The organism is Streptomyces brevispora, assembly GCF_007829885.1.
Taxonomy (GTDB): Bacteria; Actinomycetota; Actinomycetes; order Streptomycetales; family Streptomycetaceae; genus Streptomyces; species Streptomyces brevispora.
The window spans coordinates 79,184-93,859 of sequence record NZ_VIWW01000003.1 but is presented as its reverse complement, the minus strand read 5'-3'; the positions used below and the strand labels follow the sequence as shown (position 1 = coordinate 93,859).

Below are 14,676 nucleotides of genomic sequence, written 5' to 3'. Positions count from 1 at the left end.
ACATGCCGGAGGAGAAGAACACCCCTCTGCGGCCTGACGCACAGCGCAATCGCGAGCGCATCCTGGACGCCGCACTGGCCGAACTGACCCTGGCCGCGGACGCCCCGGTGAGCGCGATAGCGAAGAAGGCCGGCGTCGGCCAGGGAACGTTCTACCGCAACTTCCCCAACCGTGAGGCGCTGGTCCTTGAGGTCTACCGCTACGAGATGCAGCAGGTCGCCGACAGCGCCGCCCAGTTGCTCCTGACCCGCGATCCCGACCGGGCTTTGAGGGAGTGGATGGACCGGCTGGCGCAGTTCGCCATGGCCAAGGCGGGCCTGGCCGAGACGCTGCGTACGACGGTCGGCCGGCGCAGCGGTCTGGCCCACCTGGGCCACGGCCCGCTGACCCAGGCGGTCACGCTCCTGCTGGACGCCAACGAGAAGGCCGGCACCATCCGTCCGGGGATGACCGCCGAGGACTTCCTGCTTGCCATAGCGGGGCTGTGGCAGATCGACCCGCTCAGCGACTGGCAGCCGCGCGCCGCCCGGTTGCTGGACCTCGTGATGGACGGACTGCGGGCGGGAGCATCCGGTAGGAACCAGTCGGCGCCGGACGGGTCGGGGCCGGATGCGCCGGAGGACGGACGGGCCTGAGTCCGGCGGGTCCCCGGCAGCCCGTCAGCACGGCGCCCGAGGACCGGCGGTGCGTGGGACGCCCCCCTGACGTTGGCCTAGAGTGCGCGGGTGCCTTCGTACAGCATTGGCCAGGCCGCTGAGCTGCTGGCCGTGAGTCCCGAGACCGTTCGCCGTTGGGCTGACGGCGGTCACCTCGCGATGGACCGGGGCGGCTCGGGTAACCGGGTGATCGACGGTGTCAGCCTCGCGGGTTTCGCCACGGAGCGTGCCGCGGGACTTCATCCGGTGCCCGGAGAGGTCCTGACGTCCGTACGGAACTCTTTCGCCGGGATCGTCACCTCGGTGAAGGGCGACGACATCGTGGCGCAGGTGGAGATCCAGTCGGGGCCGCACCGGCTGGTGTCGCTGATCAGCCGCGAGTCCGTCGACGAACTCGGCCTGGAGATAGGGATCATGGCCACGGCACGGGTGAAGTCGACGAACGTGCACATCGACCGGCCCTGAGCCCTGGCCGCCGCGGTCAGCGGCGCGTCAAGGCGGCCTGCGCATCGAGTCCGTGATCGAGACGCGACAGGTCGCGGCCGGTGAGCTGATCGATGCGCCGGACACGGCAGCGAACCGTGGAACCGTCCGTCAGCAGGGAGCGTGTCCGATCGGCCCCGGATGGACAGGTCCGAGCTCGGTCCGTCCGGCCGGCCGACCAGGCATTCGGCAACTCGGATATGCAGCCGAAAAGATCGGTATCGGTTCACAAACGCCAGGCCTTTGGCGGACATTGACTCGTACGCGCGATTCCGCGGGAGGCCTGTGGGGCATACCTTCCGACAGCCGCCCTGCGGGCCGTCCGAATTGGGGATCCCCATGAGCCGACTCAGCGCGCACCCCCGCACCCCTCCCCCGATGCTCGCGCCCTTCGCCCTGTGCGGGGACGTCGAGCGTCCGGTGACGCTGACCGTGCAGGACCTGCGGAGCGGGTGGGAGCAGCACCGGGCGGAGGTGGTCTTCGACTGCGCCACCAACGGACCGCAGCACCACAGCTTCGAGGGGCCCCTGCTTCGTGAGGTGGTCCTCGACGCCCGTCCGGTGTTCGACGCCCGCAGGCGTAAGAACCGCTCGCGCTATCTGGTGGCGGTCACCGGTGGGGACGGGCATCACACGGTGCTGTCCTGGGCCGAGATCGACGCCGATTTCGGCAATGTACCCGTCCTCCTGGCCACACGGATGGACGGGCGGGGCCTGGACGCGGCGGGAAGCCAGCTGGTGGCGCCCGCCGACCGGTGCGGCGCGCGCTACATCAGCGCCATCTCGCACGTGTGGGTCGGAGCGTGGCCGGGCTCCGTATAGCTGGTCACGGATGACCCGGCTCATGGGGAAGCGCATCGAATTCGGGGCGGGCGACAACGTGTCCTCGGACCGCCCCCCACCTCGGCGCATCCGTGCGGCAGCCACTTCGGATCTTCCTCCGAACGACAACGCATCTGCTATGGAGCATCACATTACGCATTGTAAATGCGAACTCATAACACCTATTGTGTGGCACATGCAGTCCTGCGTTGTTGGCGGTATCGCGGCCGGGTGGAGAACCGGGCCGGTACTTACCGCCTCGTCCCACTCCTCACCCGAGAGGCGGTCGAGGAACCCGGACCGGAGGTCGTCATGCGGGCCACCGCCCGCATGAAGTCGACCGGCGCGCAGACCGGCGCGCAGACGAACCGCACCTGATCCAGCGCTCCACCGCACGACTGCTCGACTGCTCGACTGCTCCATCAAGCGGCGTCGCCCGTCCCCGGCGCGGCTCACCACCATCCGCTCGGGCGGCACCGGCCGACCGCGTTCCCAAGGAGTCCCAACCCTCATGTCCCTCGCCTTCACCAGACGTCGTACCGCGGCCGCGATACTCACGGCGGCCCTCCTCGTCCCGCTGGCAGCCTGTGGCAGCGACAACGACAAGAAGGACTCGGGCGCCGACGCATCCGCCTCCGGGGCACCGAAGGCAAACCTGACGGTGCTGGCCGCCGCCTCGCTCACGGACGTCTTCAAGACGGCCGGCGCCGCGTACGAGAAGGAGCACCCCGGCACCAAGGTGAAGTTCTCCTTCGCCGGGTCGCAGCAGCTCGCCGCCCAGGTGAAGCAGGGTGCGCCCGCCGACGCCCTGGTCACGGCGGACACCAAGACGATGGACGGTCTGAAGTCCGACACCGGAGCGCCGACCGTCATCGCGAAGAACCGCCTGGTGATCGCCACCGGCAAGGGCAACCCGGAGAAGATCGAGAATCTGAAGGACCTCGCGGACACCAAGCTGAAGGTGGTGCTCGCCGCCCCCGAGGTGCCGGTGGGCCGTTACAGCAAGCAGATCCTGGACGCCCAGAAGATCAACGTGAAGCCGGTCTCGCAGGAGCTCGACGTCCGCTCGGTCCTCAGCAAGGTCGAACTCGGTGAGGCCGACGCCGGTCTCGTCTACAAGACGGATGTCGCCTCCGCCGCCGACAAGGTGGACGCGATCGACATCCCCGATGCCCAGAACGCCGTGGCCTCCTATCCGGCTGCGACCCTGAAGGCCACCAAGCACAGCGAAGCCGCGGACGCGTTCGTGAAGTGGCTCTCCACCCCGGAGGCCCAGAAGATCCTCGCCGACGCCGGCTTCCAGCAGCCGTAACCGGTGACCACCCCGTGCGGGCGGCCGGACCTCGGTCCTGGCCGCCCGCACAGCACTTCCAGTTTCAGGGACTTCGATGAGACGCCTTCGCAGCCGCACCACCGGTCTCCGCGCGCCGATCGCCCTGGCGATCCCCGCGCTCCTGGCCATCGCCTTTCTGCTGCTGCCGCTGATCGGGATCCTCGCCCGCACGTCATGGGGCGACCTGGGCGACCATCTGAGCAGCCCGGGGACGACCGAAGCCCTGAAGTTGTCGCTGCTCGTCTCCTTCTGGGCACTCGGGCTCTCGCTCGTTCTCGGTGTGCCGCTGGCCTGGCTGCTGGCCCGTACCGACTTTCCCGGCAAGACACTCGTCCGCTCCCTCGTGCTCCTGCCGATGGTGCTGCCGCCCACGGTGGGCGGTGTCGCCCTGCTGCTCGCCTTCGGCCGCCGCGGTCTGCTCGGGCCGTGGCTGGAGGGCACGTTCGGTATCACGCTGCCCTTCCACACCTCCGGCGCCGTCCTGGCGGCGACCTTCGTCGCGATGCCGTTCCTGGTCATCAGCCTGGAAGGAGCGCTCGGCGGACTGCGCCCCCGTTACGAGGAGACGGCGTCGACCCTCGGCGCCTCGCCGGTACGGGTGTTCTTCACCGTCACGCTGCCCATGGTCGCCCCCGGTCTCGCCGCCGGAGCCGCACTCACCTGGGCGCGGGCACTCGGCGAGTTCGGCGCGACCATCACCTTCGCCGGGAACCTTCCCGGTACCACCCAGACCCTTCCCCTCCAGGTCTATCTGCTCCTCCAGGACGACCCGGAAGCCGCCACCTCGGTCTCCCTGCTCCTGCTCGTGATCGCCATGCTCGTCCTCATCGGGCTGCGCGGACGCTGGACGGGCACCCCGGGCGCCGTGGCCGTCGGGCCTCGCGCCCCGGCGGATGAGCCGGCCTCCGCCCCGTCGGAGGACGTCCGAACGGCGGCGCCGGGCCACATCGGCCCCGACGGCAACCGGGACAGCTGGCCACTGCACGCCGAGGTCACCGGCTTCAACCAGCTCACTCTCGCCGCCGATGCCGGGACCACCATCGCCGTCGTCGGCCCCAACGGCGCGGGCAAGACCACCCTCCTGCGCGCCCTGCTCGGACTCACCCCCCGGGCGCACGCCGCGCTGCGGCTCGGAGAGCTGGACGTCAGCGCCCTGCCCACGCACCGCCGCGGCGTCGCCTGGGTACCCCAGGACGGCGCACTGTTCCCCCACCTCAGCGCACTCGCGAACACCGCCTACGGGCTGCGCGCCCAGGGCGTACCCCGCACCGAGGCCCGCCGCAGGGCCCAGCAGTGGCTGGACCGGCTCGGCGTGGGGCATCTGGCTGCCCGCAAGCCGTCCCAGGTCTCCGGCGGGCAGGCCCAGCGCATCGCCCTGGCCAGGGCGCTCGCCACCCGGCCCCGGCTGCTGCTGCTCGACGAGCCGCTGGCCGCGCTCGACCAGACCACCCGCGCGCACGTGCGGCACACCCTGCGCACCCACCTCGCCGGCTTCGGCGGCGTCTGTCTGATCGTCACTCACGACCCGGTGGAGGCCGTCTCCCTCGCCGACCGTGTCCTGGTCCTGGAGGACGGCCGCGTCCTCCAGGACGCCCCGCCCGCCGAGGTCACCCGGCACCCGCACTCCCCCTGGGTCGCCCGCATGCTCGGCCGCAACGCCTGGCCCGGCACCGCGACCACCGACGGGCTCCGGCTCCACGGCGGCGGCCTCCTCGTCATCGCCGATCCGCTGCCCGCCGGCACTGCGGCACTCGCGGTCATCGCCCCGGAAGCCGTCTCCGTACACCGCGCGAAGCCGGGCGGCAGCCCGCGCAACATCTGGGCGGGCACCGTCCGGGAGATCACCACCAGCGGTAGCCGCCTGCGCGTCCTCATCACGTCACCGCAGGCACCGGATCTCGTCGCCGAGATCACCCCCCAGGCCGCGGCCGAACTCGGCCTCACCGACGGGGTACCGGTGTGGACCAGCGTCAAGGCGACCGAAACGACGATCGTGGCGCTGTAGTGGCGCGGTAGAAGACCCGGGCGACAGGGGCGTGGGGCACCGCCTCCGGGAAGGCGGCGGTCGGGCCGTCGGCGCGACGGATCTCGATGCGGTGTCCGTGACACAGCGGACCGGATAGCGAGCGCCCGTATCGATCGAAACGATCAATTCCGTCGTTTCTATTGAGCGGTTGAGCGCATGCGTGCTAAAAACCGCGTGACTTCACCGCGCTCTTCTCTTCCTCTCCCGGCCCCCGGAGCATCCATGACGCCCCCTCCCCCGCCCGTCTGGTCCCGCCGCACCTTCCTCGCGGCCACCGGCGGCACCACGCTCGCGGCCGGCCTGACCGGGACCGGCGCCGCCACGGCGGCGCCCGGCACCTCGGCACCGGACGCCGCCGCCGTCGACGACGCGTTCGCCGCTCTGCGCGCCAAGTGGCGCACCCTGATCCTCGGCGAGGGCTTCAGCCCGACCGCGGAGCCCTTCCGGTCGAAGCTCGCCACGCTCGGGACCCAGGCGGCAGATCTCCGGGCCACCATGGCCCCGGCCGCCGGCTCGCTGTGGCCCGGTCTCAGTTACGCCGATCCGTCCCCGGACACCGACCAGGAGTCGTACGGCTACTCGGCCCGGATGAACGACAGCTTCACCCGGCTGAGCACCATGGCCCAGGCGTACGCCCAGCCGGGTACCGGGGTCACCGGGGACACGGCCCTGCGCGACGCCGTCATCACCGGCCTGGACCACCTCTGCTCGGACGTCTACAGCGCGGACGCCGCACCGTTCGGCAACTGGTGGAACTTCCAGATCGGCTCACCGCAGGCACTCCTGGACGCCGCCGTACTGCTCCACGACCAGCTGTCGGCCGAGCAACTGGCCACCTATTGCCGCTCCGTGGACAAGTTCCTGCCGGACTCGGCCGTGGCGAAGTACACCGGCACCAGCACCGGCGCCAACCGGGTCGACCTGTGCCGCGGGATCATCCTCCGCGGTGTCGTCGGCGGCAGCGCGGCCAAGATCACGCTCGGCCGTGACGCACTGTCCCCCGTCTTCCCCTACGTCACGTCAGGCGACGGCTTCTACGCCGACGGCTCGTTCGTCCAGCACACCGACGTCCCGTACATCGGGGGCTACGGAGCGGTGCTCCACGACGGCCTCGGCCGGCTGTTCGCACTGCTGCGGGACTCGGCGTGGCAGGTGGACGACCCGGGCAGTCAGCTCTTCCTCGACACGGTCGACAAGGCCGTCGCGCCCTTCATCTACGACGGCCTGATGATGGACAACGTCTCCAGCCGGGGCATCAGCCGCGGGCTGACGGAGTCCGACGCCTTCCAGCTCCCCCAGGACGACCACACCCGCGCGCACAGCGTGATGGCCTCGGTCGTCCTGGTCGGCAAGGGTGCGAGCGCCGAGGAGCGGGCCCGCTGGAACTCGATGGTCAAGGGCTGGCTGCAACGCGACTCGTACGGTCCCGCCCTCCGGAATCCGAAGCTGAGCCTGGTCAACACGGCTCTGTTGCAGAAGCTGTTCGACGACGACACGGTCAAGGCGTCGCCCGAGCCCGCCGAGCACCGGACCTTCCACAACATGGACCGTGCCACCCACCGCCGTCATGACTGGGGCGCGTCGGTCAGCATGGCCTCCGCCCGCATCGCGCACTACGAGTTCGGCAACGGTGAGCACGCCCGCGGCTACCACACCGGTTCGGGCTGGCTGTCCTGGTGGGGCGGCGACCACGGTCCGGCGCAGTACTCGGACACCTTCTGGCCGACCGTCGACCCGTACCGGCTGCCCGGCGTCACCGTTTCGAAGAAGCTCCTGTCGGACGGGTTCGGCGGCAACTGGGGCAATCCGAAGCCGGACACCACCTGGGTGGGTGGCACCACCGACGGCGAGTTCGGCACCACCGGGCAGCATCTGCGGGGCATCGACAGCACGATGGCCGCCAGGAAGTCGTGGTTCTGGCTCGACGACTCGATCGTCTGCCTCGGCGCGGGCATCACCTCGGCCGACGGCACCGCGGTCGAGACGGTGATCGACAACCGCAACCTCGGCGCGGCGGGCACCGCCGCACTCACCCTCAACGGCATCCCGCAGCCGAGCGCCCAGGGCTGGAGCACCACGCGTACGCACACCAGGTGGGCGCACATCCAGGGGCACGCCGGCTACGTCTTCCCGCAGGCGGGCGGCAGCCGGATCAGCGCACTGCGCGAGGAGCGCACCGGTGCGTGGCGGGACATCAACGCCGGCAGTTCGCCCGCCCCGTTCACCCGGCGCTATCTGACCCTGTGGCAGGACCACGGAACGGACCCGCGGGACGCCTCGTACGCGTACATCCTGATGCCCGGTGCCGGTGAACTCCGCACCGCCGCCCGCGCCCTCGACCCGTTGTGGCTGCGGATCCTGGCCAACACCTCGCGGCAGCACGGCATCCACGTCCCGTCGCTCGGCTTCACCGGGATCAACTTCTGGGCTGCGGGTACGGTCGGCAAGGTCACGGCCGACGCGCCGGTGAGCGTGCAGATCCGGGAGCGGCGCGACGGTACGGCGACGATCTCGGTGGCCGACCCGTCCCGCAGCGTCAGGAGCCTGGCCCTCACCTGGAGGCGGCGGGTCGCGTCCGTTCTCGCGAAGGCGCCTGCGGTGACCGGTGCCCGGACCGGCTCCTCCCTCGTCCTGACCTTCGGCGACCTCGGCGGAAGTCACGGTGCGACCCACCAGGTCAAGGTCCGCACGGCCTGACGGTCCCGGACAGGACGTCGCGGAGCCGAGGTGCGGGACGGGCCGGTCATCAGCCGGAGCCACGGGCCGATGACCGGCCCCACCTACACGGACGTGGCGTCCTGGACCCGCGCTCGCGCGGTCGCCTCGCCCGCGCCGCAGGACGCCCGCACCCGCAGCTCGGGCAGCAGTTCGAGGTGCTGGCGCGGCGCCGGTGTGCGGCCCGACGCGTGCTCGGCCAGCCGCTGCAGGATCAGCTTCGCCGCCAGTTCGCCCACCGCGCGCTTCGGCGGTGCGACAGCCGTCAGCGGTACGTCGGACAGCCCGGCCACCTCGTCGTCGTAGGCGATGACCGCCAGGTCGGCGGGGACGTTGATGCCGCGCGACTGCAACCGCGGCACCAGCACGATGGCGTCCTCGTCGCTGTGGACGAGGACTGCGGTGACCCCCCGGTTCCGGACCGCGTCGACCAGGTACTCCGCCATCTCGTCGTACTCGCCGTGTCCCCTGATGGCCGGTGATCCCGGCACCGGGGTCAGCCCGAGCGACTCCACGGCTGCCAGATATCCGGCGGTGATCTGCGCGGCGTGCGGCCCTTCCTGAAGCACCGCGGCGACGGCCCGGTGCCCGAGTTCGGCGAAGTGGCCCACCGCTTCCGCAGCGCCGTGGGCCCGGTCGGTACGTACGCGGTCAAGCCTCGCGGCGGGGTTGCCGGCCGGCGCCGAGCGTTCGACCAGTACGGCCGGGACGGGGCACCCAAGCAGCCACTTCTCCTGGCCGTCGGCGGGCACCCCGCCGAACCAGCTGGGTGCGATCAGCAGGCCCTCGGCGCCACCGGCCAGGAGGTGTTCCGCCTGCACCGGATCCTCCGTGTCCACGTAGCCCGACATCCCGAGCACCAGCCGGCCGCCCTGGGCCTCCACGGCCTCCCGGGCACCGCGCACGATGTCGGCGAAGATGAAGGTGGTGGTCGGCACGATCATTCCGATCACGGCGCCCTCGGCCCTCGGGGTCCGCGCCGCCTCCGTCGGCTGAGCCGTCGGCCACACCACGGCCCCGTGCAGCCGCTGCAACCTGCCGCGGGCAGCCAGCACCTCCACGTCGCGCCTCAAGGTCACGGCGGAGACGCCGAGTTCGGATGCCAGCTCGGCGACCCGGAGGCTGCCGCGTTGTCGGACGAGTTCGAGTACCCGCTCATGGCGCTGGTCGACATGCAGTCGCATGGGCTCCCCCTGTGGCAAGGCCGGACGGCCGCGGAGAGCGACTCCCCGCAGGTCACGGTATCGCCCGGCAGCGTATCGAACGTTTGCGTTCAATACGATCGTTCGCGTACCGGGCGGCCGTTTCGATCCGTCGGGGTCCGCCGGGCCGGGCCCGGCGGTCAGTCGCAGCCGGGGTGCGGGATCCGGCCGGCCCGTACGGCTCGTGGGGAGGCGCCGAGCTCGCGGCGGCAGACCTTGTTGAAGGCCTGCAGGTCCGCGATGCCGACCGAGGCGGCGACCGCGGGAATCGAAAGGGTCGACTCCCGGAGCAGATGGCCGGCCCGTTCCAGCCGGCGACGTCTGATGTAGGCGACGAGAGTGTCACCACGTTCCGCCCGGAACAGCCGGGTCAGGTGGTTGTGCGAGACTCCGGCGACCCTGGCGATGTCCGGTACGGCCAGCGGGTGGGCCAGATGCGTCTCGATGTAGGAGAGCGCGGCAGTGACGGCGGGGTGCGGGACCGCCCGGCTCACGGTGGGCGGCAGCCGGGCCACCCGCCACAGGGCCGCCCAGATCTCGGCCGATGCCTGGGCGGGTGCGGCGGGGGCCGCCGCGATGGCACGGCGGAACAGTTCCGACAGAGCCGTGGCGTGCGGCCCGGCGTCCTGCATCACCGGAACGAGGCAGGGGTCGCCCGTCTCGGGCAGCGACAGATGGGCGAAGAGGTGCTCGGACCGTCCCCGGTAGCGGAACTCCACCGGGGTATCCGGAGGCACCAGGCTCACATGGCCGGGCCGGATGGGATGAACCGCGCCGCGTACCGTCAGCCGGCCCTCGTACCCGTACAGATGCAGCTGCCACAGGTCGGGCAGCTGGAAGACGTCCCATGCGGCGGTCGTCCCGTGGACACCGACCCCCACGGCGGCGACCCTGGGCGGCTCGCTCAGGTGGATGGGGATCACGGTGAAAATTTACCAGCAGTGGTGAACCGGGCCCACGCGCCCGCCCCGGGCCGGCTTCTAGCGTGGGAGGCCGGGGGTGACGGGTGCGCGCGGGACGCGCACCGGGCCCGATGGACGTGGGAGTGCCTTGTGGCGATGCAGAAGTGGTTCGGCGATGCCAAGCTGGGGATCTTCGTGCACTGGGGGATCTATGCCGTGGACGGTGTGGCGGAGTCCTGGTCCTTCTACACGGGACAGGTCTCCTACGAGCGCTATATGAACCAGTTGCACGGTTTCACGGCCTCACGGTACGACCCCCGGGCGTGGGCCGATCTCTTCGCCCGTGCGGGCGCCGGATACGCGGTGCTCACGGCCAAGCACCACGACGGGGTGGCGCTCTACGACACCCGGCACTCCGGCCTCTCGGTGGCCACTCGTACGCCCGCGGGCCGCGATCTGGTCACCGGATACACGGAGGCGCTCCGGGAGCGGGGGCTCAAGGTCGGCCTGTACTTCTCCCACTCGGACTGGTCCCATCCGGACTACCCCACGGTGCGGCACCCCGCCCCGGCGGAGCCCTCGCTCAACGACTCCCGGTTCAGCGCGCCGCCGGCCGGTCAGGAGGACCCTGAACGCTGGGAGCGGTTCCTGGAGTTCCGCGCCGCCCAGGTCCGCGAGGTGGCCGAACGCTTCCGCCCCGATCTCCTCTGGTTCGACGGCGAGTGGGAGCGCAGCGAGGAGCAGTGGCGCATGGACGAGCTGGCGCGGGACGTCACCTCCGTCCTTCCCGACACCGTCTTCAATGCCCGGATGACCGGTCACGGTGACTACGCGACTCCGGAGCAGGGTCTGCCGACCGAGGCCCCGGAGGGGCCGTGGGAGCTCTGCCTGACCGTGAACGACTCCTGGGGGTTCCAGCACACGGACACCAACCAGAAGTCGGTCGGGCAGTTGGTCCGCTACTTCACCGAGACGATCGGGATGGGCGGCAATCTGCTGCTGGCCGTGGGGCCCAGGGAGGACGGCACGATCCCGCAGGCGCAGGCCGACCGGCTGACCGGGCTCGGCGACTGGATCGCCCGTCATACGGAGGCGGTCCACGGGACGGTCGCCGGTCTTCCGGCCGGCCACCACTACGGACCGAGCACCCTCTCGACCGACCGACGGACGCTGTACCTGATCTGCTTCGGTACCCCGCACGAGACGGTGTCGGTCAGGGGGCTGAGCACGCCCGTGAAGCGCGTTTCGGTACTGGCCACGGGAGATGTCCTGCCGCACCGGACGACGGGCGGGCTGGGCCATGTGCCCGGAGTCCTGTGGATCGATGCCCCGACCGTCGGTCAGATCGACCCGCACGCCACCGTGCTGGCGGTCGAACTCGACGGTGAGCTGGAGCTGTACCGGGGCACGGGCCGCGACTAGGTTCCGCTTGCCGAATCACCGTCACTGGCCGAAGTGGCTGCGAGAGACGTCCCGTTCCGTTGGCGGTCCCTCCGACCGCCACGAGATCCGGACGGGCGTGCCTTCACCGACCCGAAAAGGAGGGATCTTCTTCCTGGGAAGAAAGCGTCCCGGGACACGTGGGCGGCATCGTCGCACCTCACTGGCATGAGGACGGCGCCCTCGGCCGGGAACGGGGCGGCGTGGGACCTACAAGGTCGTCCGAGATGCCCGAAGGTGACCCGAGACGCACCGAGGTGACGGGAGGCTCAGTCCATCAGGCCGCTCGCGAGCGTGGCCCCCAGCTCCCAGCACGCCTCGATATCGGCCTTGCCCGGCTCACCGGTCACCGTCACGGCTTCCGCCGCCCGCCGCCAACCCAGCCCTGTCGTGATCGACTCCATGGCCCGTACGGCCCCGGTCACGTCGTTGCCACCGTGCACGTAGTACCCGAAGGGCCTGCCGCGCGTCGCATCCAGGCAGGGGTAGTAGACCTGGTCGAAGAAGTGCTTGAGGGCACCGGACATGTAGCCGAGGTTGGCCGGGGTGCCGAGCAGACAGCCGTCGGCGGCGAGCACGTCGGACGCCGTCGCTTCGAGCGCCGCGCGCCGCACGACCCGGACGCCCTCGATCCCGTCCGCGGTCGCACCGGAGACAACGGCTTCGAACAGCGCCTGGCAGTTCGGCGAGGGCGTGTGATGCACGATCAGTAGAGTGGCCACACCCCCGAACCCTGCCGCCCCCGCCGCACGGCCGCAAGCCAGGCACCTCACGCACCGACCGCCCTGCGGGCGCTCAACCGCCGCGCGCAAGCCCTGCCTTCGATCGCTGGGCAAGAGCCCAGGCACAGATACGCGGGGCACGAGCGCCGCCTCCGGCCCGCCGGGCGCAGGCACCGGTTCCGGCCCGCCGGGCGCAGGCACGGGTTCCGGCTCGTCAGCCGAGCACGATCACGCCGGGCGGCTCGCGGTGACCAGCCAACCGGTGCTGCGCAGCCGGACGCGGTCCGGCTCCTCGTGGTCGCGCAGGCGGTTCACGAGCGCCTCGCGGGCGCGGCCGCGGGTTTCCTGGTCCACCTGACCCGTCAGATGGCGTCCGGGACCGGAGTCCAGCAGGAAGTCCGCGGCGTCCTCGGCGTCCCGCCCCCAGTGCCCGTACGCCTCCACACTCACCGGGTCGGCGTCCACGAACCCCGCCGAGGACAGCACCGCGCGGATGTGGTCCGGATCCGCCAGGGAGAACATCCCCGGGCCTCCTGCCGCCCCGAAGTCCCCGAGAGGCAGGTGGTCCCGCAGCACGGCCATGGCCTGGATCCACTCGTTGCCCCCGGCGTCCGCGGCGCAGATGAATGCCAGCCGGCCTCCGGGACGCAGGGCGCGGCCGATATTGGCGAACGCTTCGACGGGGTCGCCGAAGAACATCACTCCGAAGCGGCTGATCGCCACGTCGAAAGCGGCGGGTTCGAAGGGGTGGACCTGGGCGTCCGCGTGCTCGAACGTCGCGTTGTCGGCGCCCTCCCGCGCCGCCGTCACGCGGGCGCGCTCCAGCATGGGGACCGACAGGTCGACCCCCAGTACCCGCCCGCGGGCCGCTCGCTGTGCGGCCAGCCGTGACGTCTTCCCGGCGCCGCAGCCGACGTCGAGCACGTGGTCGCGCTCACCGATCGCGGCGGCGGCGAGCAGCGGTTCGTTGAGGCCCCCGTTCACGGCGTCCCAGCGGTCCTGATTGCGCGCCCAGTACGTGCCTTCGTAACCGTTCCACGCGTGCGCCTGATCGGTGTTGGCGATGTCGAGCATGGGGTGCCTCCTCCTGGGTACCGGACGCCAGACCTATGATGGGCGTATGCCCATACAGTATGGGCGTGCGCCCATACTGGCAAGGCCAGCGTTGTCGGAGCGGGCCGCGACATCACATCGGGAGGAGCCTCATGTCACCGCGCGGAGTGGCCATGCCGGACGTTCGGGAGCGGCTGTTCGCCGCCGCGGAGCGGGTGCTGGCCCGTGAGGGCCCGGGCGCCCTGACCAGCAGGGCGATCACCGGCGAGGCGGGTTGCGCCAAGGGGGTGCTGCACGCCCATTTCGCCGGCCTGGACGAGTTCGTCGCCGATCTGGTGCTGGACCGGTTCGCGCACACCGCACGGGAGGCCGAGGCGCTCCCCGGACGGGCGGGCGAGGGCACGGTGGCCGGGAATCTCGGCGCCGTCACGCTCGCGCTACTGGCCTCCGGCGGTCCGACCATCGCGGGCCTGGCCATGACTCGCCCCGCCACTTCCCTGCGGGTACGCCGGGCGCTGGAGGCAGGGGCACCGGGATTCTCGTCGATCCAGGAGTCGATCACCCGATATCTGGACGCCGAACAGCGCCTCGGCCGCCTGGCGGCGGACACCGACACGGCGGCGGTCGCGCTCGCCTTGGTGGGAACCGCCCATCACCTCTTGATGACGGGCTGGTCCGGCGCCCCGGACCCCGGGGAGCAGGTTCAGAGGCTGATCGCCATGCTCGCGGGGGCTGCCGGGTCAGTCCCCGACAGCGCCTCGGCGAACTCCGCAACGGAGTAGCCGCCGGTACGCCCGCCGCGGTCCTGCTTCCCGTTCGCGGGATGTCAGGACGTGGCGCGAACGAAGCAGCGCGAAGCGGTCACAGCACTAACCGTTGGCAGTACCCGTGGGGGCCGCTTCACCGATCCCGACCGGTTGGTCCTTGATCGGCCGGGTGTGCGCCTTGGCCAGGCATGCGGGCATCGCCCGCAGAGCACTGTGGTCTCCGGCCCGGTACGCGCTCGGCGTCATCCCCACGAGCTCGGTGAACCTCGTACTGAATGAGCCGAGGGAGGTACAGCCGACCGTCATACACGCGTCGGTCACACTCGTGCCCGAGCGCAACAGCGCCATCGCCCGCTCAACCCGCCGGGTCATGAGGTAGCTGTACGGCGTCTCACCGTAGGCCGCCCGGAACGCCCGGGAGAAGTGCCCCGGCGACATCAGCGCACGGCGAGCCATCGCTGTCACGTCGAGCGGCTTCGCGTACTCGCGGTCGACCAGGTCCCGGGCCCTTCGCAGGTGCGCGAGATTGGCAAGGTACTGGTCGTCCATGGGACG

At 71.1% G+C, this 14,676-nt stretch carries 14 protein-coding genes; 9 read left to right on the top strand and 5 right to left on the bottom strand.

Annotated features, from left to right (window positions below):
• Positions 1 to 2: 2 nt before the first annotated feature.
• The 7 genes from FHX80_RS33485 (at position 3) to FHX80_RS33455 (ending at position 8,017) form a co-directional block, all read left to right on the top strand.
• Positions 3 to 635, top strand: coding sequence for a TetR/AcrR family transcriptional regulator (locus FHX80_RS33485; protein WP_145768239.1), 633 nt, complete (start codon positions 3 to 5; stop codon positions 633 to 635).
• Between the two features lie 90 nt (positions 636 to 725).
• A complete protein-coding gene (locus FHX80_RS33480) occupies positions 726 to 1,121 on the top strand; it encodes a TOBE domain-containing protein (RefSeq protein WP_145768238.1) in 396 nt (131 codons plus the stop codon).
• A 357-nt stretch (positions 1,122 to 1,478) separates the two neighbouring features.
• Complete coding sequence (locus FHX80_RS33475; protein WP_145768237.1) at positions 1,479 to 1,961, top strand: molybdopterin-dependent oxidoreductase; 483 nt, start codon at positions 1,479 to 1,481, stop codon at positions 1,959 to 1,961.
• A gap of 189 nt (positions 1,962 to 2,150) precedes the next feature.
• Positions 2,151 to 2,339 (top strand): hypothetical protein, encoded by a 189-nt coding sequence (locus tag FHX80_RS33470; RefSeq protein WP_145768236.1) that lies wholly within the window; start codon positions 2,151 to 2,153, stop codon positions 2,337 to 2,339.
• A 133-nt stretch (positions 2,340 to 2,472) separates the two neighbouring features.
• Positions 2,473 to 3,273, top strand: coding sequence for a molybdate ABC transporter substrate-binding protein (modA, locus tag FHX80_RS33465; protein WP_145768235.1), 801 nt, complete (start codon positions 2,473 to 2,475; stop codon positions 3,271 to 3,273).
• 76 nt (positions 3,274 to 3,349) lie between these two features.
• Positions 3,350 to 5,299 (top strand): ABC transporter permease, encoded by a 1,950-nt coding sequence (locus FHX80_RS33460; RefSeq protein WP_145768234.1) that lies wholly within the window; start codon positions 3,350 to 3,352, stop codon positions 5,297 to 5,299.
• Positions 5,300 to 5,542: 243 nt separating this feature from the next.
• The gene (locus FHX80_RS33455) at positions 5,543 to 8,017 is read left to right on the top strand and encodes a polysaccharide lyase 8 family protein (protein ID WP_145768233.1); all 2,475 of its coding nucleotides are present in this window, start codon (positions 5,543 to 5,545) and stop codon (positions 8,015 to 8,017) included.
• Between the two features lie 83 nt (positions 8,018 to 8,100).
• Here the strand turns inward: FHX80_RS33455 and FHX80_RS33450 are convergent, their stop codons facing one another.
• Complete coding sequence (locus FHX80_RS33450) at positions 8,101 to 9,219, bottom strand: substrate-binding domain-containing protein (protein WP_145768232.1); 1,119 nt, start codon at positions 9,217 to 9,219, stop codon at positions 8,101 to 8,103.
• A 158-nt stretch (positions 9,220 to 9,377) separates the two neighbouring features.
• Positions 9,378 to 10,157, bottom strand: coding sequence for an AraC family transcriptional regulator (locus FHX80_RS33445; RefSeq protein WP_145768398.1), 780 nt, complete (start codon positions 10,155 to 10,157; stop codon positions 9,378 to 9,380).
• Between FHX80_RS33445 and FHX80_RS33440 the strand changes: the two genes are divergently transcribed.
• Positions 10,047 to 11,561, top strand: a complete 1,515-nt coding sequence (locus FHX80_RS33440) for an alpha-L-fucosidase (protein WP_145768231.1) — start codon at positions 10,047 to 10,049, stop codon at positions 11,559 to 11,561. The genes FHX80_RS33445 and FHX80_RS33440 overlap by 111 nt on opposite strands.
• Before the next feature lie 287 nt (positions 11,562 to 11,848).
• On the opposite strand, the gene FHX80_RS33435 is transcribed toward FHX80_RS33440, so the two are convergent.
• Both FHX80_RS33435 and FHX80_RS33430 read right to left on the bottom strand, forming a co-directional pair.
• The gene (locus tag FHX80_RS33435; RefSeq protein ID WP_145768230.1) at positions 11,849 to 12,301 is read right to left on the bottom strand and encodes a flavodoxin family protein; all 453 of its coding nucleotides are present in this window, start codon (positions 12,299 to 12,301) and stop codon (positions 11,849 to 11,851) included.
• 228 nt (positions 12,302 to 12,529) lie between these two features.
• On the bottom strand, positions 12,530 to 13,375 hold the full coding sequence (locus FHX80_RS33430) for a class I SAM-dependent methyltransferase (RefSeq protein ID WP_145768229.1): 846 nt from the start codon (positions 13,373 to 13,375) through the stop codon (positions 12,530 to 12,532).
• A 131-nt stretch (positions 13,376 to 13,506) separates the two neighbouring features.
• Here FHX80_RS33430 and FHX80_RS33425 point away from each other — a divergent pair, with 131 nt between their 5' ends.
• Positions 13,507 to 14,136 (top strand): TetR family transcriptional regulator, encoded by a 630-nt coding sequence (locus tag FHX80_RS33425; RefSeq protein ID WP_145768228.1) that lies wholly within the window; start codon positions 13,507 to 13,509, stop codon positions 14,134 to 14,136.
• Positions 14,137 to 14,223: 87 nt separating this feature from the next.
• On the opposite strand, the gene FHX80_RS33420 is transcribed toward FHX80_RS33425, so the two are convergent.
• Positions 14,224 to 14,670, bottom strand: a complete 447-nt coding sequence (locus FHX80_RS33420; RefSeq protein WP_145768227.1) for a helix-turn-helix transcriptional regulator — start codon at positions 14,668 to 14,670, stop codon at positions 14,224 to 14,226.
• Positions 14,671 to 14,676 lie beyond the last annotated feature (6 nt).

Coding starts and splice junctions, on each gene's coding strand:
- FHX80_RS33460 (WP_145768234.1), top strand. CDS start 3,350: ATGAGACGCCTTCGCAGCCGCACCACCGGTCTCCGCGCGCCGATCGCC.
- FHX80_RS33485 (WP_145768239.1), top strand. CDS start 3: ATGCCGGAGGAGAAGAACACCCCTCTGCGGCCTGACGCACAGCGCAAT.
- FHX80_RS33450 (WP_145768232.1), bottom strand. CDS start 9,219: ATGCGACTGCATGTCGACCAGCGCCATGAGCGGGTACTCGAACTCGTC.
- FHX80_RS33425 (WP_145768228.1), top strand. CDS start 13,507: ATGTCACCGCGCGGAGTGGCCATGCCGGACGTTCGGGAGCGGCTGTTC.
- FHX80_RS33455 (WP_145768233.1), top strand. CDS start 5,543: ATGACGCCCCCTCCCCCGCCCGTCTGGTCCCGCCGCACCTTCCTCGCG.
- FHX80_RS33430 (WP_145768229.1), bottom strand. CDS start 13,375: ATGCTCGACATCGCCAACACCGATCAGGCGCACGCGTGGAACGGTTAC.
- FHX80_RS33440 (WP_145768231.1), top strand. CDS start 10,047: ATGCAGCTGCCACAGGTCGGGCAGCTGGAAGACGTCCCATGCGGCGGT.
- modA (WP_145768235.1), top strand. CDS start 2,473: ATGTCCCTCGCCTTCACCAGACGTCGTACCGCGGCCGCGATACTCACG.
- FHX80_RS33475 (WP_145768237.1), top strand. CDS start 1,479: ATGAGCCGACTCAGCGCGCACCCCCGCACCCCTCCCCCGATGCTCGCG.
- FHX80_RS33420 (WP_145768227.1), bottom strand. CDS start 14,670: ATGGACGACCAGTACCTTGCCAATCTCGCGCACCTGCGAAGGGCCCGG.